Origin of the sequence: Hafnia alvei, assembly GCF_034424155.1 — a bacterium.
Lineage (GTDB): Bacteria > Pseudomonadota > Gammaproteobacteria > Enterobacterales > Enterobacteriaceae > Hafnia > Hafnia alvei.
This window is the reverse complement of record NZ_CP139992.1, coordinates 1,568,808-1,587,377: the sequence shown is the minus strand read 5'-3', so window position 1 is coordinate 1,587,377 and position 18,570 is coordinate 1,568,808. Positions and strand designations below refer to the sequence as shown.

Here is an 18,570-nt window from a genome sequence, read left to right as displayed (position 1 = left end):
CTCATGGGAAAAGGCATCCCGATTATTCTTGCCCGGCTTAAGTACCGGTCACTTTACTGAGAGAAACTATGGAAACCCGGCGTTACGATCGTATTAACCGCTTGTCACAGGCGCTCAAACGAACAGATAAACTACATCTCAAAGATGCCGCCGAGTTACTTAATGTCTCAGAAATGACGGTGCGCCGCGATTTAGCCTCACAAAGTAGCGACGTGGTCTTACTCGGGGGTTATGTGGTGCTAGACCCAAAAATCCATCAAAGCGCTCGCTACTTCGTGACCGATCAGCAGGAAAAACGTGTCAAAGAAAAGCGCCACATCGGCACACTTGCTGCGCAGCTAGTGCAAGAAGATGACGTCGTCTTTTTTGACTGCGGTACCACGGTTCCTTTCATCATTGATGCTCTTGATGAATCACTGAGCTTCACCGGCGTCTGCTACTCATTAAACACATTTATGGCATTGCGCACCAAGCCAAACTGCCGTGTGATCTTATGCGGCGGCTCATTTAATCCAGACAGCGCCATTTTTGTTCCTAACGGGATTTGCAGCGAGTTGGATAACCTTTGCCCAACGCTGGCCTTTATTTCCGCCGCAGGTATCACCCAGAAACAGGGCGCAACCTGCTTCAATCTCGATGAGATTGCACTTAAGCAAAAAGCAATTCAGCGGGCGCGCCGTTCGGTGCTGATCGCCGATGCCAGCAAATTTGGTGAAATCAAACCAGCTTGGATTGCACCACTTTCCGAGTTTTCCACGCTGATCACCGATCAGGCGCCGAGAACGGAAATTTGCCAGTTTTTGATCCTAAAGAACGTACAACTTTTGTGCTAACTACTATTTAATAATCATTATCACTTTGATAATCCTATTTATAAACTACAGTTTCAATATAATTGAGACTGTAGTCATTTCACCGCTATATTCGTTTCATTATTTACCAATCTTTTCCCCTCTATTCATCATTTCCTTTCTCGCCAACGAGTTAATTAATCATACTTAATAGCCAATTTCATTCACTGAGGTGAATATTGCTTATTAGTTACGCTCAAGGAATAATCAGTTTTAATCTAATTTCTCATTTAAAATGCATATATTTTCGTCATACAAAAAACAATAAAATTACGAAAATAAACTCATGTAAAACAGTGAGTTAAAATATCCTCACTTATAATACACATGTTGACTATAACCAAAGTGATAAGAATCTTTGTTTTTGGGAATTCAGTTAAATCGTGTTTTTTATTTCATATAAGAAACGAATTTTTACTATTTTTCCTATCGCTGTTAATTAGCATGAATTTCCTTGTTAATTTTGTGTGTTTATTTTAGCCTAAAAATCAGAAAAAACGCGATAAAATCGAGTGAATATCGCAATTGAGAGCCGGATCACGGACGTTTTAACTGTAAAAATATATCTTTCCCGCCGAAAACAGCTGCAACTCACCAACAATTAAAAAGAGCATTTTATGAACGGACTATTATTTGTTCGCTTTTTTTATTTTGGCAGAGCAGGACAAAGCAAGCTCCATGAAAAAGTAAGCTTTATGCGTTCCTTTTATACACAGTTGTTTTTATACACTGTTGTATAGTGCAGCCGCTTTATTTAATGGAATGAATCCATTTTTATAACCAGGTAATTAGCAACACACGCAGTACGTTGAATTGAATAAAGTTCTTTCGTTGAACATCACGACTGAACAAAGAATTGTTTTGATAAGAAACTGTTTTAAACGTGTTCACTTCGGAGACCCTATGGACACTACTCAGACTAGTACTATTACTTCTACTTCTGGTTCCGCAACGGCCTGGCGCAAGTCAGATACCATGTGGATGCTGGGCCTGTACGGCACAGCGATTGGTGCAGGCGTACTGTTCCTGCCAATCAACGCCGGCGTCGGTGGTTTAATTCCACTGATCATCATGGCAATCATCGCTTTCCCTATGACTTTCTTTGCGCACCGCGGCCTGACCCGTTTCGTGCTGTCTGGTAAAAATCCAGGCGAAGACATCACTGAAGTTGTAGAAGAACACTTTGGCGTGGGTGCAGGTAAACTGATTACCCTGCTGTACTTCTTCGCTATTTACCCAATCTTGTTGGTATATAGCGTTGCAATCACCAACACCGTTGATAGCTTCATTACTCACCAGTTGGGTATGTCTTCACCTCCACGTGCCATTCTGTCTCTGATCCTGATTCTGGGTCTGATGACTATCGTTCGTTTGGGTGAGCAGTTCATCGTTAAAGCAATGAGCATCTTGGTATTCCCGTTTGTTGCGGTCCTGATGATGCTGGCTCTGTACCTGATCCCTAACTGGAACGGTGCTATCTTCGAAACTGCGGCAATGACTCAGTCAATGAACGGCAGCGGCCTGTGGATGACCCTGTGGCTGGTAATTCCAGTTATGGTGTTCTCTTTCAACCACTCACCAATCATCTCTGCGTTCGCTGTGGCAAAACGTGAAGAGTACGGTGTAGACGCTGAGAAGAAGTGCTCTAAGATCCTAGCTTACGCACACATCATGATGGTTCTGACCGTTATGTTCTTCGTGTTCAGCTGCGTACTGAGCCTGTCTCCAGCGGATCTGGCTGAAGCTAAAGCACAGAACATCTCCATTCTGTCTTACTTAGCTAACCACTTTAATACTCCAGTTATCGCATACATGGCGCCAGTTATTGCCTTCATCGCGATCACTAAATCCTTCCTGGGCCACTATCTGGGTGCTCGTGAAGGCTTCAACGGTATGGTTATCAAGTCTCTGCGTGGCAAAGGCAAAACCATTGAAACCAGCAAACTGAACAAAATCACTGCGCTGTTCATGCTGCTGACTACTTGGGCTGTTGCAACACTGAACCCAAGCATTCTGGGTATGATCGAAACCCTGGGTGGCCCAGTTATCGCGATGATCCTGTTCCTGATGCCAATGTACGCCATCCATAAAGTTCCAGCGATGCGTAAATACAGCGGCCACATCAGCAACGTATTCGTGGTCATCATGGGTCTGATTGCAATCTCTGCAATCCTGTACACCCTGTTCGGTTAATCGCTGTAAGAGTTAATGTTCTACCGGCCAGCGCACTTCTTCTCTTGCGCTGGCCGCATCACTCCCCTTCTCTGGCAGCACCATTCTTTATATCCACAGTAATTGGAATTGCAGCACGGTAGCAGCTTCAAGTACGAAGGATATAGCCCTGTTTAACGTACGGAGGCGACATGATTAGCGTATTTGATATTTATAAAATTGGCATTGGCCCATCCAGCTCCCACACCGTGGGCCCAATGAAAGCCGGTAAAGAATTCTCTGACGATTTAATTGAAAAAGGCATCCTGAACGATGTCACCCGCGTAGTTGTTGACGTTTACGGTTCACTTTCACTCACCGGTAAAGGCCACCACACCGATCTCGCTATCATCATGGGCTTGGCGGGCAACATGCCTGACAGCGTTGATATCGATATGATCCCCGCTTTTATCAAAGACGTAGAACAACGTGGACGCCTGTTGTTGGCCAAAGGCCAGCACGAAGTGGATTTTCCGCTGGAAACCAGCATGAATTTCCATCAAGACAACCTGTCGCTGCACGAGAACGGCATGCGCATTACTGCGCTGGCTGGCGACACCGTGGTTCATAGTAAAACCTATTACTCTATCGGCGGCGGCTTCATCGTTGACGAAGAAAACTTTGGTAAGCAGTCTGAAAACGAAGTGCAGGTTCCTTATCCATTTAAGAGCGCCGCTGATTTGCAGGAACATTGCAAAACATCTGGGCTGTCTCTATCTGGTCTGGTGATGCAAAACGAACTCGCTTTGCACAGCAAAGAAGAGATCGAAGCCCACTTCACTCGCGTTTGGGATGTTATGCGTAGCGGCATCGAGCGCGGCATGAATACCGAAGGCATATTGCCAGGGCCATTACGCGTTCCACGCCGTGCATCTGCGCTGCGTCGCATGCTGGTGACTCACGATAAAATGAGCGTTGACCCAATGGCCGTTGTTGATTGGATCAACATGTACGCCTTTGCCGTTAACGAAGAGAATGCGGCGGGTGGCCGAGTGGTTACAGCACCAACCAACGGCGCGTGCGGGATTATCCCTGCGGTATTGGCCTACTACGATAAGTTCATTCGTGAAGTTAATACCAACTCGTACTCCCGTTACTTCTTAGCCTCTGGCGTTATTGGCGCACTGTACAAAATGAATGCGTCGATCTCCGGTGCTGAAGTTGGGTGCCAAGGCGAAGTCGGGGTTGCCTGTTCAATGGCGGCGGCGGGTCTGACTGAGCTGATGGGCGGAAGCCCTGCGCAGGTTTGTATGGCCGCTGAAATCGCCATGGAACACAACCTTGGTTTAACCTGTGATCCAGTTGCTGGGCAGGTTCAAGTGCCTTGTATCGAACGTAACGCTATCGCCGCCGTGAAAGCGGTCAACGCTTCTCGTATGGCAATGCGCCGTACCAGCGACCCACGCGTTTGCCTAGATAAAGTGATCGAAACCATGTACGAAACAGGTAAAGATATGAATGCCAAATACCGTGAAACCTCACGCGGTGGCTTGGCACTCAAGGTTCTGACCTGCGGTTAATTCTGCATGATATAAATGGGTGCTTAGTGGCTGATACTAACGCCACAAGATTGATCCCGCGTGGCCCAACAAGCGGGGAGTAACCTCCCCGCCGTTGAGTCAGCTTACCGTTTGGATGCGTAGGCCAAAACAGCCGCCACTTCTTTATCACCGTTTTTTATATGTATCTCACAAAGATATCCGTGAGTGATTCTGATAAACGCCAGCAGCGTTAGACAGACGATCAATACACAATAAATCACCGTTTTTTGCGGCATCTCCGGCCTCCTTTTCCTTGCCTTGCGGCGGGTAAGAGACTAACCTCATGTTGTCTTGCATAAGATTGAGCCTCACTTCGATTTATAGTCGGGTGGGGCTTTTTTCTCTCTGCTTTCAACTAATGCATATACCCAAAATAGTTCGAGCGGCATTGAGGCGGCAAGTGAGTGAATCCCGATGAGCTTACTCAAGTAAGTGATTCGGGTGAACGAAAGCGGCCAACAAAAATGCCGCTTGAAATATGAAGGGTATAAAGCAGACAGCCCTAAGCACCCGCAGCCAGGCTAACGGTGATTTTTCGGTGAGAAAAGCGGTATTTCATACTGCGATGAAGACTTGCGAAGAGAATTGCATAAAGCATGAATCAGCGTGCATGTTGCACGCTGATATCTGGATGAATTAGCCAAACCACGAACCGAACAGCTGATGAATTTTCATCATCACAAAGTCGATGATACGGCCAAAGAAGCCGGCTTCTTTCACTTCGTTAAGCACCACCAGCGGACGCTGCTCAATGGTTTTGCCGTTTAATTGGAAATCAATCGTCCCCACCACTTGCCCTTTAGCTAACGGCGCTTCCAACTGAGGTTGATTCAGGGTGAAGCTGGCCTTCAGGTTTTTCAGCTGCCCGCGCGGAATAGTGACACCGGCGTTTTTGTCAACGCCCAATTCCACTTCACTCTTATCACCAAACCACACTTTTTCAGTAGTAAATGCCTGTCCTACTTTAATTGGCGTGACGGTTTCATAAAAACGGAAGCCCCACGTCAGCAGTTTTTTACTCTCTTCAAAACGAATTCGATCCGTTGGTGCACCAAGCACAACCGAGATCAAACGCATTGGGCCATCGGTCGCCGACGAGACTAAGTTATGACCTGCACCTGAGGTAAACCCGGTTTTAATGCCATCCACGTTCAGGCTGCTATCCCATAGCAGACGGTTGCGGTTAATCTGACGGATCTTATTAAAGGTGAACTCTTTTTCTTTGTGCAGCGCGTACTCATCGGGCACATCAGCAATCAAACGTTGGCTGATCAGCGCCATATCGCGCGCCGAGCTGTATTGCCCTTCAGAATCTAACCCGTGAACCGTTTTGAATGAGGTGTTTTTCAGTCCCCAAGCTTCAACGTATTTATTCATCAGGCTAACGAACGCGTCCTGACTACCGGCAACATAGTCGGCCAGCGCAATACTGGCATCGTTACCCGATTGAATAACCACGCCTTTATTCAGCTCAGAAACAGGCACCCGGTCACCGGGTTTTAGGAACATCAGCGACGATCCGCGTAAAACCGGGTTGCCCGTCGCCCAAGCATCTTTACCCACCACAACCATGTCGTTAGGTGTGATTTTACCGGCCTTAATAGACTGGCCGATCACATAGCTCGCCATGATCTTCGTCAGGCTAGCGGGATCCAAGCGCTCATCGGCGTTGGCCTCAGTGAGGATTTTCCCGCTGTCGTAATCCATCAGCACATAGGCTTTGGCATTGATTTGTGGGGCCGCCGGAGCAGCCTCATCCGCATAGGTCATCGGGATTGCCATTAACGTCAGGCCTGCCCCGAGAGTGATTTTTTTGATTAACGTAGTGAGTGCGATTTTCTTCATGATGATGCCAGCGTATCCATTCAGATAAATAAAAATTACTCTTTACCTTCGCAAAGGGTGTTTATCCCCTGCTTGGAACCATAACGGCTTTAACTTAAAGAATAAACCCTAGATTATTAACCCTTTAAATATAATCCAACCTCACAAACTCGCTAATCAATTTTTTGCTTAATCATTGTGCTGTGCTAGGTCAAGTTTGCAGCAATGCAGAGTGCTATGCTGTTTCCTTCCATTGAAGGAGGATAGGCATCAATGAGTAATGAGCCTTTAGATGAAAAATTTGATGTCATCATCATCGGTGCAGGGATCGCGGGAAGTAGCTGCGCACTGCTGCTTGCCAGAGCCGGAATGAACGTTCTTCTCTTAGAGCGTTCATTGCAGGCCGGAGAGAAAAACATGTCCGGCGGGCGACTGTATAGCTATAGTCTTAGCCGTTTAATTCCCGATTTTGCCACCAGCGCCCCGCTGGAACGCCTGATAACGCAAGAGCGAATATCATTACTCAGCGATGAAAGCGCTGTCACGCTAGACTATCACCACCCACCTCAAGCACCACACACAGCCTCTTATTCCGTGCTGCGCTCACGTTTTGATCCTTGGTTATTGGCACAGGCTGAGGCCGCAGGAACCCAATGCTTGCTTGGCGTAAATGTCGACGCTCTTATTGACGATCGCTCAGGCTGCATTTGCGGCGTAAAAATGGGCGAGGAAGCGCTCTATGCGCATTGGGTCGTGGTTGCTGAGGGCGCAAACACGTTGCTAGCAGAGAAGCATCAGCTCGTTGCAAAACCGTCCCCTCATACGATGGCGGTTGGTGTAAAAGAAATTCTCGCCTTGCCAGAACAAACCTTAGAAGATCGCTTTACGCTGCTTCCTCAGCAAGGCTGCGCATGGATGTTTGCGGGCGCTTGCACCCACGGGATAGTCGGTGGCGGATTCATCTATACCAACCGCAACTCGCTATCACTGGGTGTGGTCTGCAACCTCTCTTCGCTGAACGACACAAAACAGAGCCTGCCACAGATTATGGATGATTTTCGCCAGCATCCGGTCATCGCGCCGATAATCAAAAATAGCGAACGGCTCGAATATAGCGCTCATCTCATTCCCGAAGATATTACCCACAGCCCGCGCTCAGTCTATGGAGCAGGATATTTATTGATCGGCGATGCCGCTGGTTACTGCGTGAATACCGGCTACACGGTACGTGGCATGGATCTGGCCGTTCTCTCCGCTCAGGCCGCAGCCCAAACAATAATCTCCGCCTGGCAAAAACAGGATTTTAGCTCCTCATCGCTAAGCGGATATCACGCCGCCCTGAAAGAAACTTCGCTATTATCGCTGATGCATCGCTATCGCCATATACCAGAAATGCAGCTCAAAATGCCACGCTTGTTCGATCACTACCCGCAGCTAGCGGCTAATTTCATGCACGATCTTTTTACCCTCAATGAAACACCGCCTCCGCCGCTGAGATCGTTGCTGTGGAAATATGCGAAACGCAGTGGAATAACTAAATTGCTCAAGGACCTTGTTCGAGGGGGAAAAAGCTTATGAATGTTCACGACAAGCTCGCCAAAAATTGCTTTCAATCGTCCCCTGATAGCCCAGCACATATCATTTTATCTAAGGATATCGATCCGCAAACGGCTCAAATATTGATTCACGGCTGCCCTGCTGGGCTTTATCAATTAGACGCTCAGGGCAATCTGAAATTCGATCACCTTGGTTGTTTGGAATGTGGCACCTGCCGCATATTATGCGACAGCGCGGTTTTTGCGCATTGGGAATATCCTCCCGCAGGCGCTGGGATTTTATTCAGATATGGATAATGGCGTGCTGTGAGATATCTCCGCATACGTTATGCAGCGGAGTGATATGTTATGTTCAGAATCGCTAATTAACATCATGCTGGAGAGCACCTGTGTCAATTCTGCCACTTCTTCGTCATCACCCCGTGATCGCGGCCGTGAAAGATACCGAAAGTTTAAATATCGCATTGCAGTCAGACTGCAAAATTATTTCAGTGCTATACGGCAATATTTGCAACATCGGAGCCATTGTTCAGCGCATTAAAAATGCAGATAAATACGCGTTTATTCATGTTGATCTGCTCGATGGCACTTCGAATAAAGAAATCGTGATTAACTTCCTTAAAATCGTCACCGCCGCCGACGGCATTATTAGCACCAAAGCATCGATGATTAAGGCCGCTCGGGCCCAAGGATTTTACGGCATACATCGACTCTTTTTGCTCGACTCAATTTCATTTCACAGTATTGATAAACAAGTTGCCCAGTCGAATCCAGACTGTATTGAAATTCTCCCCGGCTGCATGCCAAAAGTTCTGAAGTGGGTAACAGAGAAGATCGATCTGCCGATTATTGCCGGTGGTCTCGTCTGCGACGCGGAAGACGCCAATAATGCGCTTGATGCCGGTGCCACCGCCATTTCCACCACCAACACCGGCGTGTGGCAACTCTCATTCGACCATTGATGAAGCAATATCCCTCACCGCAGGACGTATTCAGTTGTTCTGCGGCAAAGAGGTCTGCTGCACGCAAGCAGCCAATGCTTCCAGCACCTGATCCATATCATCGACAATGGCGACGTCAGCGTGAGCAAATATAGCCGCTTGGGGATCGCTGTTTATCGCCACAATAAATTGGCTATGGCTGATGCCTGCTGAAAACGCCGCGGCTCCAGATACACCTGCCGCAATACAAATGTCAGGCGCCACAATCGCGCCGGAGATACCCACCAATCTCGACATTTCCCCCCACGCATTCATCACAACAGGACGGCTTGCACCAAGCTGTGCGCCCAACTGTTGCGCAATATCTTGCATTCTCTGAAATCCGGCACGGCTTCCAACGCCCTGCCCCACGGCTAATACACGGCGAGCCTCACTGAGCGGAGAAATATTCGCACTCTGTTCGACGTCCACCGAAAGCAGCCATTCACATGGAGGAACGGGAGCTGAAATGTCTATTTGTGAGATCCGAGCAGCGGATGCAACCGCGATATTCCCTCCACCACTTGGCGCTACCGATATACAGTACGGCGGTAAAGACAGCGAAAACTCTGCCAGTAGATGTTGTTCATAAACGGCTTTATAGGCTGTGCAGCTTGATGAAGACAGCAAAACGGATCGTGCCGAAGTTATTGCACTCCCATGTAGCCGCATCCCTAGCCGAGCAGCCATTTCGTTTCCCCATGGCCCACTGCTGCACAGTATGACTTCAGGCTTTTGCTCGGCGAAGGCCGCTTCAAGGCTGGCTAAGCAGGCTTCGGCCTGTATCGGTTCTGGCACTGCAAACCACATAATTTCAGCGGGTAGCAAATGGAGTAATGGAAGTTCACTCGGCTTATCTTGATGATAAAAAAGCCAAAAGGTGAAAGTGGCGTTCTCTATTTGGCTATCTTGTAAAAACCGCCACATCTCATTGGCATGGCGCAAAAATGCTGGCGAACGGGCATCAAACAGCAACGCAATTTTCACAGATTCATTCTCCTCCGCAGATACACATCATAGAGTTCGAGCGCTTTGTCTTGGGGCGTTCTCCCTTCAAGCCACTGCGTTTTTCTCTGTTTCCTAATGGGCGATAACTTTTTTAAAACCGGCGAGTTTATCTGCTCTATATCGCAAAGTTCATGTGTTACCACCTCAATGCTCGCTCTGCTGGCCGCCAACTTTTGTTTTAGCGTAGGTATTCGAAGCGCGGCTGCCTGAGTTGAGTTACCCACCGCCAAAACGGCGGGCAACGCGATAGTGAAATGTTGAACCTCAGTCTCCGCCATTCGACTGACGCGAATCGTATGGGGCGTTGGTGATAATGTGAAGTCGCTGACCTGACTCAAATATGGCCATCCCAACATTTCGGCCAGCATGGCTGCCGTTTGCCCATCGTCGGCGTCACCAAACTGCATGCCAAGAACAACCAGAGAATGTTGTCCACCTCGCAGATAATTAGCCAATATTGTCGCATTGGCTAATGGGTTAAAAGCGCACTCACAGACTGGAGACGTCAGACGTGACGCCCGCTCAAAACCTAGAGCCAACAGTAATTTAAGGTGAGATTCAGCCATGTTGTCATTGAAAGCTAAGGCTTCTAGCCTAATACTTTGATCTGCCGTCTGTGCTCTTAATAACAGTTCTGCCGCAGTCTCATCAAAGCAGCTTAGCGCCGAGCGCACGTAGTCGATATTCAGCCGTAGCTGCTCATTTGCGATCCAGTCATGCTCTGAAAGCATGCTGAGATCGGACAGAGGCTTAAACGCAAGTAATGCTTTCACGAGGATCGCTCCTTACAGAGGTTCAGAAGGCGTCAATACAGCGTGTGGTTCTTTTTTCTTCACCTGAGATGCGCAAACCAAGGTTACACCTTTGGTTTCTGGTGCCCACAGCAGAGAAATCCACGCGCCCAGCAGAAGTATTAAAGCCAGAATTAAGGTCGTTGTGCGGATCCCCAGCTCTAACACCGACAACGGTAGCAAGCCCGTGCCGATTGCCGATCCCAACCGGCTCATCGACGTGACAAACCCCACCCCAAGCGAGCGGATGTCGGTGGGAAAGCTTTCCGCAGGAAATACCCCCACCAAATTACTCACCGCCGAAATGGTTAATGTGAACATGCCAAACAGCCCTAACAGCATGCCGACTTGCTGATAGGGCGTGAAAGCGAGAACCACGAGGCAAAACACCAGCACCATAAATGAGCCAATTAAAAACCGTCGCCGCGAACAATATTGCGTTAAGACTAAGCCTAATAATGCACCGGCGATCAGCAGCCCATGCAGCAGCATGTCTGTCGCAAAACCAGCATCGATATTTAGCAGGATCAGCATGGAGGGAAGATAGGTGTAAATAGCAAAATAAGGGATAACCAAACAGACAAAAAATAGGCTATTAAAAACCGTCCTACGCCAATAACGTGCTGAAAATAAAGTGCGAATGTGGTGAGAGGTTTCCACCGGTATTTCATCGTTAAGGATCACATTTCGCCCCAGATATAAACGAACCACCTGATGCGCCTCCTCAATTCGCCCCTTCCGCATCAGCCAACGCGGCGATTCCGGCGTTCCCCAACGCAGTAACATAATGCACAACGCCGGTATGGAGGCAGATCCCAGCAGCCAGCGCCATGTGTCCGGCCCTGAATCTGTAAACCAATGCCCCATCAGGCTGGCGAGTACGTAGCCAATCGTCCAAATAACGCTGAAAGCACCAAGCAGCACGCCGCGGTATTTGCGTGGGGCAAATTCAGCCAGCATGGTGTGACCAACCGCATAGTCGCCACCGAGCCCGATGCCGACCAAAACCCGTAGCCAGAAAAGCTGTTCGGGAGAGGTGGCAAAAAACTGCAAAAACGAGGCCAGCGTGATAAGCACAAAACTTAAGGTAAAAATCTTTTGTCGGCCAATATGGTCAGATAGCCAGCCTAATGTCAGGCTGCCAATAAATAGGCCAAATAATGCGGAGCTACCAATTAATCCCTCCCAAATGGTTGAAAGCCCCATTTGTGGCTTAATCTGCACGAGCGCGAAGCCAATAACGCCAAGCACATAACCATCGGTTAGGTGTGCGCCAAACGTTAAACCCGCCATGCGAAAATGAAATCGGCTTAACGGAACATCATCCATCCGTACCTGCTGAGGGTGTTGTTGTAACATTATGATCCTCATGCGCAGTCATTTGTTTCAGTGCGCATACTCAGATCAAGCGATCTGAGTATGCTTCATCGCGCTTTAAACAGAAGCCCTACCGCTAGAAAAATAGTTTCTATTTTTCAATTGGATAAATGGTCCCCGTATTCATGATACCGTTCGGATCATAAACGTCTTTTAGCGCTTTGAGGATATAATAGGCGGAGCCATGCTCGTCTTTTGTCCAGTGCACGCGGTGTTTACCAATGCCGTGATGGTGCACCATAGAGCCGCCCTGCTTGATGGTTTCTTCCACGATGATCTTATTTAGCGGGTTATGGTACTTATCGATCTCTTCGTCTGGCTTGCAGTCCACCACGTTATAGTCATAGACAAAATACATATTGGTACCGTTGATATAGCTGTGAGACGAATGACCTCCCAGCATGGTGATATCGTCGGCGTGTGGGAATTCATGGCGGATGCGGTGAATCACATTCTCGTATATTTTATTAATGCTTCCCCAATCACCCGATACTTCGGTAGTGAAACCCATATTGTTAGTTTTCATAATCTGAACGCGCTCGGCGGCGACTTTATCCGGCCCCCAGTTCAGATGATTGAACCATGTTTCGATGAGTTTGCTATCAACACGGCGACATTCAGGATAGTGAGCAACAATCTCCTCAATGCCAGAGCCAATGGCCTGCGCCATTTTTTGGCTCCCTTCCGCCATGAAAATCAGCACGCATTTTCCATCGGCAAAATGGGTAAAGTGCTGAGTACCATCTTCCGCATCATAAAGGCGTGCAATCGAAGGACGATATCCTTCCACCATAACCTCACGCAAAACCTTAAAACCGGTCTGCATGTTATCGAGGATATAGCCATAGAACAGGTTATTTTCTGGCTGGTATTTGAAGATTTTAACCGTAACTTCAGTGATATAGCACAGTGCACCTTCGTTACCGATAATCACGTGGCGAATATCAGGCCCAGCGGCTCTGCGCGGCACGTTTTTAATTCGAGTAATAGTGCCATTGGGGAATACCGCTTCTAACCCCACCACCATATCTTCGATTGCGCCATACAACGTTGAAAACTGGCCAATGCTGCGCGTGGCAACCAACCCGCCCATCTGCGCGAGAGGCTTGGACTGCGGAGAGTGGCCGGTGGTATAGCCTTTGCCGCGCAGTTGGTTTTCCAATACTTCTAATGGGACACCGCACTGCGCCGTTGCCTGCATGTTCTCAATATCAATCTTGATGACTTTATTTAACCCCGAGCCATCGAGCACCACTGAGTTTTCAACCACGGTTTCAAGACCACCTTCAGTTGCTGATGCACCTGTACGCGGTACGCAATTAATTTTATGTTTATTTAAAAATGCTAAGACCTGTGAAACCTGCTCGGTATTTTCTAACATCACGACCGCTGCTGGCAACGGCAGTGTAAATACGCCATGTATATCGGCATATTTTCTGAAGCGATCAATACTGTTTTTCTGTAATACGGCTTTGTCGGTAATCACGCGCGCTGGACCAACAATTTCTTTCAAATTCTCAACAATTTCTTCTCGTGTTAACGGCATAGTAAATCCTTATCATTATTTGATAATTAAAATTTAACTCTTAGTAAATAAATCCGTGCTAAAAAACCTCAAATAAAAAGGAACCACCTTTTATTTTCATTGAGTCATTTTAGATTTATCTATCTCACTAAATAGCCACCATCGACCACCAGCAAATGTCCATTGACATAATTTGATGCTCTGCTCGCTAAGTAAACCATCGCTCCCATCAGATCCTGAGTCTCCCCCCAACGATTAGCTGGAATATGATCCAATACACGCTGATTAGTTTCTGGGTTTTTACGCGTCTCTGTCGTAATTTCTGTTGCGTAATATCCTGGCGCAATACCATTAACCTGAATATTATATTGACCAAGTTCATCACAGTAAGCCTTAGTAAATCCGGCTAGCGCGTGTTTGGTTGCAGAATAAGCCGGTGACCATTGCCCACCTAAATAAGAAAATAACGAACATATATTAACTATTTTCCCACTTTTTTGTGGGATCATAAATTTTGCGGCTTCATAGCTAAGTTCAAAGGCTGCCGTGAGGTTAATATCAATCATCGGATCCCAATCTTTACGATCAAAATCGAGCACTTTGTTGAGCTTACAGATACCGGCATTGTTAACTAAAATATCCACAGAGCCAAACCGCTCTACACACTGAGCAATCACCTTAGCCGGTGCGCCTTTTTCTGTGATATCAATCTGTAAGAACTCAACCTGTACGCCCTGCTGTTCAATAAGCTCACGAGTTTCACCTTTATCCATAATAAAACTCGGAATAAAGAGATTTGCCCCTGCTTTGGCTAAGGCCACTGCAAAAGCCTGACCTAATCCACTATTCCCACCGGTGACGATCGCGTTCTTTCCTTTTAACGAGAAAAAGTCGAGATTAAATTCATTTAATGCGCTTAGTGACATGATATATCCCTTGTTCATAGTAAAAGAGCAAAAAAAAAGAGAAAAGCAAACTCCCCGCTTAGCAGGAAGTTACTTTTCTCTTTATCTCGAGTAACTGATTAAGATTAGTATCATGATTACCTTCGCTACTTCCGTGACACTAATCACATAAATCTCACGAAAACAGATTAAAAATCCGCACATCAAAAACTTTCTTTTATTTGTCTAAAAATAAATTAACCACATTTACTACAAGCATTTTATATTCTCACCATTGTTTATTAGTCAAAATTAGAATTGTGATAACTCTCACGAAATAAATTCAAACATCATGCTATTAATTTCAGCCGTTACTGGAGACTAAGAGAAAAGTAACTTCCCTTGCGGGGAGTTTACTTTTCTCTTTTTTTTTGCCATGTGCTTACTGAGAAATCATTATGGATAAAGATAATTTTCGTCGTTGGGTAACACTTGCAATAATAAGTATTAGCGGTGGTGTCAGTTTCGACCTCGCCTATCTACGCTATATTTATCAAATTCCCATGGCGAAGTTTATGGGTTTTTCAAACACCGAAATCGGGCTCATTATGAGCACTTTTGGTATTACGGCAATTATTCTTTATGCCCCTAGCGGCGTTATCGCTGATAAGTTTTCTCATAAGAAAATGATGTCATTTTCTATGATTGCCACCGGGCTACTTGGCCTATTAATGATGGTTTATCCGCCTTTTTGGGTCATGATATTAATTCAGGTGGCATTTGCCATTACCACTATTCTTTTACTCTGGTCTGTTTCGATTAAAGCCGCCTCGTTGCTGGGTTCGCATGATGAACAGGGAAAAATTATGGGCTGGATGGAAGGCCTGCGCGGCGTTGGCGTTATGGCCCTAGCCGTATTCACCATGTGGGTGTTCTCGTTATTTTCCCCCAGCGATCCTAATAGCTTGAAAGCTGTTATTTTAATTTATAGCAGTGTCTACATTTTGCTAGGCATTCTTTGCTGGTTTTTTGTTAAAGACGGCTTTAGCCAGCGCGGAGAAACCTCCTCTCCCGCATTCCACCTCAGCGATATTCTCTCCGTACTCAAAATTAGTACCACGTGGTATTGCAGCATGATTATTTTTGGCGTGTATACCATCTACGCCATTCTCAGCTATTCGACGAATTATCTCACCGAAATGTACGCCATGGATCTGGTGGCGGCTAGCTATATGGGGATCGTGATCAACAAGATCTTCCGCGCCATGTGTGGGCCGCTTGGTGGTTTAATCACCACCTATAGCCGTTTCAAATCCCCCACTCGCGTCATACAGTTTTTAGCTGTCATCAGCGTCATCACATTAGTTGCGCTGCTCATCACTAACCAAAATCCGCGCTCTGTTGCGATCGGAATAGGCTTGATCTTGTTGCTGGCCTTTGTGTGTTACGCCTCGCGTGGGCTTTATTTTGCCTGCATTGGCGAGGCGCGAACCCCCGCCTACATCATGGGAACCACCGTTGGCATTTGCTCGGTGATTGGCTTTCTTCCTGATGTCTTTGTCTATCCCATTGTTGGGCATTGGCAAGACACGTTACCGGCGGCGCAGGCCTATCGAAATATGTGGCTAATGGGGCTTGCCGCAACCTGCCTCGTTATCGTGTTTACCTATCTGCTGGCTCAAAACATGCGACGAGCAACACATCGCCATTCAGATACGGTTCAGTCATCAACTAAATCACAAACTAATCATTAATCCTAAGTTCTAGAGCGAGGCCTTACAGATGAAAAGTCAATATCTCATGGGTGTAGACGTGGGCACCCAAAGTGCAAAAGTGGTTATTTTTGACGTAGACGGGCAGGTTATTTGTGAAGGGAAACAAGCATTAAGAAAAATGGATATTCCCGCACCGCTATTGGCCGAACATCCTGATGACGATCTGTGGGATGCACTGCAAATTGCTTTCCGCACTGCGATGCAAAAATTCCACCAGCAAGGACGTCATGCAAGCGATATTCTGGCTATGGGCGTATGTATCATTCGCTGCTGCCGAGTGCTACTCAAAGCCAATGGGGAACTGGCTTATCCCGTCATTAACTGGATGGATAAGCGTTTAAATAAACCCTATGAGTATATCGATGCCTACCAAGGCGTTCGCTATGTCACGACCACGTCCGGTTATATTACTCATCGGCTAACCGGGGAATTTAAAGATACCTGTGCAAACTACATTGGCTGGTGGCCAATGGACAATGATACGTTGGATTGGAGCACCGATCCGGCCACATGGCAAAGCTGTAATCTCTCTCGTGAGCAGGTGTTTGATGTTGTGCGTCCGGGGGAAATTCTGGGTCATATTACCGATAGCGTAGCCAAGAAATTGGGGATTCCCGCCGGTATTCCCGTTATTGCCACCGCCCATGATAAAGCCGTTGAAGCTTTGGGGGCTGGCTCTCTTGACGAAGGCGTTGCGCTGATCTCGTTGGGCACCTACATCGGTGCCATGGTACACGGGCACGAAAATGTTAAAGATGCTAAAAACTTCTGGCCATTCCAAGCATCGATTCCAAATCATTATCTCTATGAATGCATGGGCGTTCGCCGTGGCATGTGGACAATCAGCTGGTTCCGCGATCAGTTTGGCGCAGCGGCTTTAGCCGATACGGCTGACCAAGGCGAAAGCATTGAGGAATTGCTCAATCGTGAAGCAGAAAAAATACCGGCTGGATGCGAAGGCTTACTCACCATTCATGACTGGGCACCGCCATCCGAGGCTGAATTCCGCAAAGGAGCCATGATTGGCTTTGATGGCCGCCACACCCGTGGACACATGTATCGGTCCGTGCTGGAAGGCATCGCATTCACCATGAAAAATCATATGGATAAAATGGCGGCCGAGCTAAAAACCCCGTTCAAAAGCCTCATCATCTCTGGTGGCGGTGCTAACAGCGATGTCTTCATGCAGATATTCGCCGATATATTTGGGATTCCCACCCGTCGAAATGTGATGAAAGGGTCGGCGGCCATCGGGTGCGCGATTAACGCGGGCATGGCCGTCGGCGCGTTTGATAGCTATGAAGAAGCGACACAGAAAATGGTACGAATGGGCGATACATTTATGCCTAACGCAGAAAACCATAGCCTGTATAACGCCTTAAATCAGCAGGTCTATCGTCAGGTGAATCAGTATCTTGATCCGCTATTCCAGCATCTAAGCCCGTTGGTGGATGCTTAAAAATACAGTTCGCGATTTGCAAACCCGTGCAAATGCAGCCATAGGGATGAAATCGCTCGCAAATTCTGCATTAGACAGCTAAAAACCTCAGCAATCCCTATCGATTTTATTGATACTGCCCACGGCAACGCCCGTGGGCATTTTTATATTGGTTTATGCAAAACAATTTTAAGCCAAAGCTTATCGCGCAAATCGTTCGATTCGTGTTATTTTTTGCATATATTCTCACCACCAAAGCGAAGCCATGAAAACCTTTACCGCCAACCAAGCAAAAACCCAGTTTGGAGAGTTATTAATGAGCGTTCAGGCAGAACCGATTCAAATCAGCAAAAACGGCAAAACCGTGGCCGTAGTCATGTCTTATGAAAACTATCTAGCCGTGGAAGATATTAAAGCAGCCCATCTACAGCACTGTTTTGAACAGGCGCAACGCGATATCGTTAACGGGCAAACCATTGATGGCGAAGCTTTTATGCAGGATCTTGTGGCAGGTAAACACGATAAGAAATGATGGCTTATCATTTATCGCTGGCGGCAAAGCAGCATCTGCTCACGATCCGAGCCTTCAGCGTTGAACATTGGGGCATCGAGCAGGCGGATAATTATCTCTTCGGCCTCAGAAAGCAGCTACAGCTGCTGGCGAAAACGCCACAGATGGGTATCCGTTGTAACAACATGGCCGCAGAATCATTCTATTTTCCCTATAGGAGCCATGTGATTTATTACATCATCAGCGATGAACGTTTAGTGATTGCCGCCATATTGCATCAACGCCAGGCTCCATAGGC

Annotated in this window: 16 protein-coding genes; 9 read left to right on the top strand and 7 right to left on the bottom strand. The window is 47.1% G+C overall.

All coding sequences use genetic code 11. The features are described from left to right. Window positions 1–68: 68 nt before the first annotated feature. From deoR to U0008_RS07435, 3 genes are all read left to right on the top strand, one after another. The gene (gene deoR, locus U0008_RS07445) at window positions 69–833 is read left to right on the top strand and encodes a DNA-binding transcriptional repressor DeoR (protein WP_040045855.1); all 765 of its coding nucleotides are present in this window, start codon (window positions 69–71) and stop codon (window positions 831–833) included. Window positions 834–1,754: 921 nt separating this feature from the next. Then, window positions 1,755–3,044 (top strand): HAAAP family serine/threonine permease, encoded by a 1,290-nt coding sequence (locus U0008_RS07440; protein WP_025800895.1) that lies wholly within the window; start codon window positions 1,755–1,757, stop codon window positions 3,042–3,044. 170 nt (window positions 3,045–3,214) lie between these two features. Next, a complete protein-coding gene (locus U0008_RS07435) occupies window positions 3,215–4,582 on the top strand; it encodes an L-serine ammonia-lyase (protein WP_025800894.1) in 1,368 nt (455 codons plus the stop codon). Window positions 4,583–4,686: 104 nt separating this feature from the next. Here the strand turns inward: U0008_RS07435 and U0008_RS07430 are convergent, their stop codons facing one another. Then, on the bottom strand, window positions 4,687–4,839 hold the full coding sequence (locus tag U0008_RS07430) for a Hok/Gef family protein (RefSeq protein WP_025800893.1): 153 nt from the start codon (window positions 4,837–4,839) through the stop codon (window positions 4,687–4,689). 400 nt (window positions 4,840–5,239) lie between these two features. After that, entirely contained in the window at window positions 5,240–6,448 is a 1,209-nt protein-coding gene (locus U0008_RS07425) for a serine hydrolase (protein ID WP_040045852.1), read from the bottom strand. A 252-nt stretch (window positions 6,449–6,700) separates the two neighbouring features. Here U0008_RS07425 and U0008_RS07420 point away from each other — a divergent pair, with 252 nt between their 5' ends. Together U0008_RS07420 and U0008_RS07415 are read left to right on the top strand one after the other, a co-directional pair. Further along, window positions 6,701–8,005, top strand: coding sequence for an FAD-dependent oxidoreductase (locus U0008_RS07420; protein ID WP_043492239.1), 1,305 nt, complete (start codon window positions 6,701–6,703; stop codon window positions 8,003–8,005). A 367-nt stretch (window positions 8,006–8,372) separates the two neighbouring features. Then, entirely contained in the window at window positions 8,373–8,945 is a 573-nt protein-coding gene (locus U0008_RS07415) for a glycerol-3-phosphate responsive antiterminator (RefSeq protein WP_025800889.1), read from the top strand. Window positions 8,946–8,975: 30 nt separating this feature from the next. On the opposite strand, the gene U0008_RS07410 is transcribed toward U0008_RS07415, so the two are convergent. The 5 genes from U0008_RS07410 to U0008_RS07390 all read right to left on the bottom strand — a co-directional run bounded on the left by U0008_RS07410 (window position 8,976) and on the right by U0008_RS07390 (window position 14,590). Continuing rightward, complete coding sequence (locus U0008_RS07410) at window positions 8,976–9,950, bottom strand: electron transfer flavoprotein subunit alpha/FixB family protein (RefSeq protein ID WP_051874102.1); 975 nt, start codon at window positions 9,948–9,950, stop codon at window positions 8,976–8,978. Continuing rightward, complete coding sequence (locus U0008_RS07405) at window positions 9,947–10,744, bottom strand: electron transfer flavoprotein subunit beta/FixA family protein (protein ID WP_043492232.1); 798 nt, start codon at window positions 10,742–10,744, stop codon at window positions 9,947–9,949. Before U0008_RS07405 ends, U0008_RS07410 begins: the two co-directional genes overlap by 4 nt. 12 nt (window positions 10,745–10,756) lie before the next feature. Continuing rightward, complete coding sequence (locus U0008_RS07400) at window positions 10,757–12,121, bottom strand: MFS transporter (protein WP_043492230.1); 1,365 nt, start codon at window positions 12,119–12,121, stop codon at window positions 10,757–10,759. A 109-nt stretch (window positions 12,122–12,230) separates the two neighbouring features. Then, window positions 12,231–13,685, bottom strand: coding sequence for an FAD-binding oxidoreductase (locus U0008_RS07395; RefSeq protein WP_043492228.1), 1,455 nt, complete (start codon window positions 13,683–13,685; stop codon window positions 12,231–12,233). 119 nt (window positions 13,686–13,804) lie between these two features. After that, window positions 13,805–14,590: an SDR family oxidoreductase gene (locus tag U0008_RS07390; RefSeq protein ID WP_043492225.1), complete on the bottom strand. Its 786-nt coding sequence runs from the start codon at window positions 14,588–14,590 to the stop codon at window positions 13,805–13,807. A 416-nt stretch (window positions 14,591–15,006) separates the two neighbouring features. On the opposite strand from U0008_RS07390, the gene U0008_RS07385 reads away from it, so the two are divergent. The 4 genes from U0008_RS07385 (at window position 15,007) to U0008_RS07370 (ending at window position 18,568) form a co-directional block, all read left to right on the top strand. Continuing rightward, a complete protein-coding gene (locus tag U0008_RS07385) occupies window positions 15,007–16,302 on the top strand; it encodes an MFS transporter (RefSeq protein WP_046450544.1) in 1,296 nt (431 codons plus the stop codon). Between the two features lie 28 nt (window positions 16,303–16,330). Further along, window positions 16,331–17,782 carry an FGGY-family carbohydrate kinase gene (locus tag U0008_RS07380; protein ID WP_043492222.1) on the top strand — a complete coding sequence of 484 codons (1,452 nt, stop codon included), beginning with the start codon at window positions 16,331–16,333 and terminating at the stop codon, window positions 17,780–17,782. Window positions 17,783–18,026: 244 nt separating this feature from the next. Beyond that, window positions 18,027–18,293 (top strand): type II toxin-antitoxin system Phd/YefM family antitoxin, encoded by a 267-nt coding sequence (locus U0008_RS07375; RefSeq protein ID WP_043492219.1) that lies wholly within the window; start codon window positions 18,027–18,029, stop codon window positions 18,291–18,293. Next, window positions 18,290–18,568, top strand: coding sequence for a type II toxin-antitoxin system RelE/ParE family toxin (locus U0008_RS07370; RefSeq protein WP_043492217.1), 279 nt, complete (start codon window positions 18,290–18,292; stop codon window positions 18,566–18,568). Before U0008_RS07375 ends, U0008_RS07370 begins: the two co-directional genes overlap by 4 nt. The last annotated feature ends 2 nt before the right edge of the window (window positions 18,569–18,570 follow it).

Excerpts from the sequence above, each read along its gene's own strand:
- U0008_RS07390 (WP_043492225.1), bottom strand. The coding sequence starts at position 14,590 with ATGTCACTAAGCGCATTAAATGAATTTAATCTCGACTTTTTCTCGTTA.
- U0008_RS07435 (WP_025800894.1), top strand. The coding sequence starts at position 3,215 with ATGATTAGCGTATTTGATATTTATAAAATTGGCATTGGCCCATCCAGC.
- U0008_RS07370 (WP_043492217.1), top strand. The coding sequence starts at position 18,290 with ATGATGGCTTATCATTTATCGCTGGCGGCAAAGCAGCATCTGCTCACG.
- deoR (WP_040045855.1), top strand. The coding sequence starts at position 69 with ATGGAAACCCGGCGTTACGATCGTATTAACCGCTTGTCACAGGCGCTC.
- U0008_RS07400 (WP_043492230.1), bottom strand. The coding sequence starts at position 12,121 with ATGTTACAACAACACCCTCAGCAGGTACGGATGGATGATGTTCCGTTA.
- U0008_RS07425 (WP_040045852.1), bottom strand. The coding sequence starts at position 6,448 with ATGAAGAAAATCGCACTCACTACGTTAATCAAAAAAATCACTCTCGGG.
- U0008_RS07385 (WP_046450544.1), top strand. The coding sequence starts at position 15,007 with ATGGATAAAGATAATTTTCGTCGTTGGGTAACACTTGCAATAATAAGT.
- U0008_RS07440 (WP_025800895.1), top strand. The coding sequence starts at position 1,755 with ATGGACACTACTCAGACTAGTACTATTACTTCTACTTCTGGTTCCGCA.
- U0008_RS07380 (WP_043492222.1), top strand. The coding sequence starts at position 16,331 with ATGAAAAGTCAATATCTCATGGGTGTAGACGTGGGCACCCAAAGTGCA.
- U0008_RS07420 (WP_043492239.1), top strand. The coding sequence starts at position 6,701 with ATGAGTAATGAGCCTTTAGATGAAAAATTTGATGTCATCATCATCGGT.
- U0008_RS07375 (WP_043492219.1), top strand. The coding sequence starts at position 18,027 with ATGAAAACCTTTACCGCCAACCAAGCAAAAACCCAGTTTGGAGAGTTA.
- U0008_RS07430 (WP_025800893.1), bottom strand. The coding sequence starts at position 4,839 with ATGCCGCAAAAAACGGTGATTTATTGTGTATTGATCGTCTGTCTAACG.
- U0008_RS07395 (WP_043492228.1), bottom strand. The coding sequence starts at position 13,685 with ATGCCGTTAACACGAGAAGAAATTGTTGAGAATTTGAAAGAAATTGTT.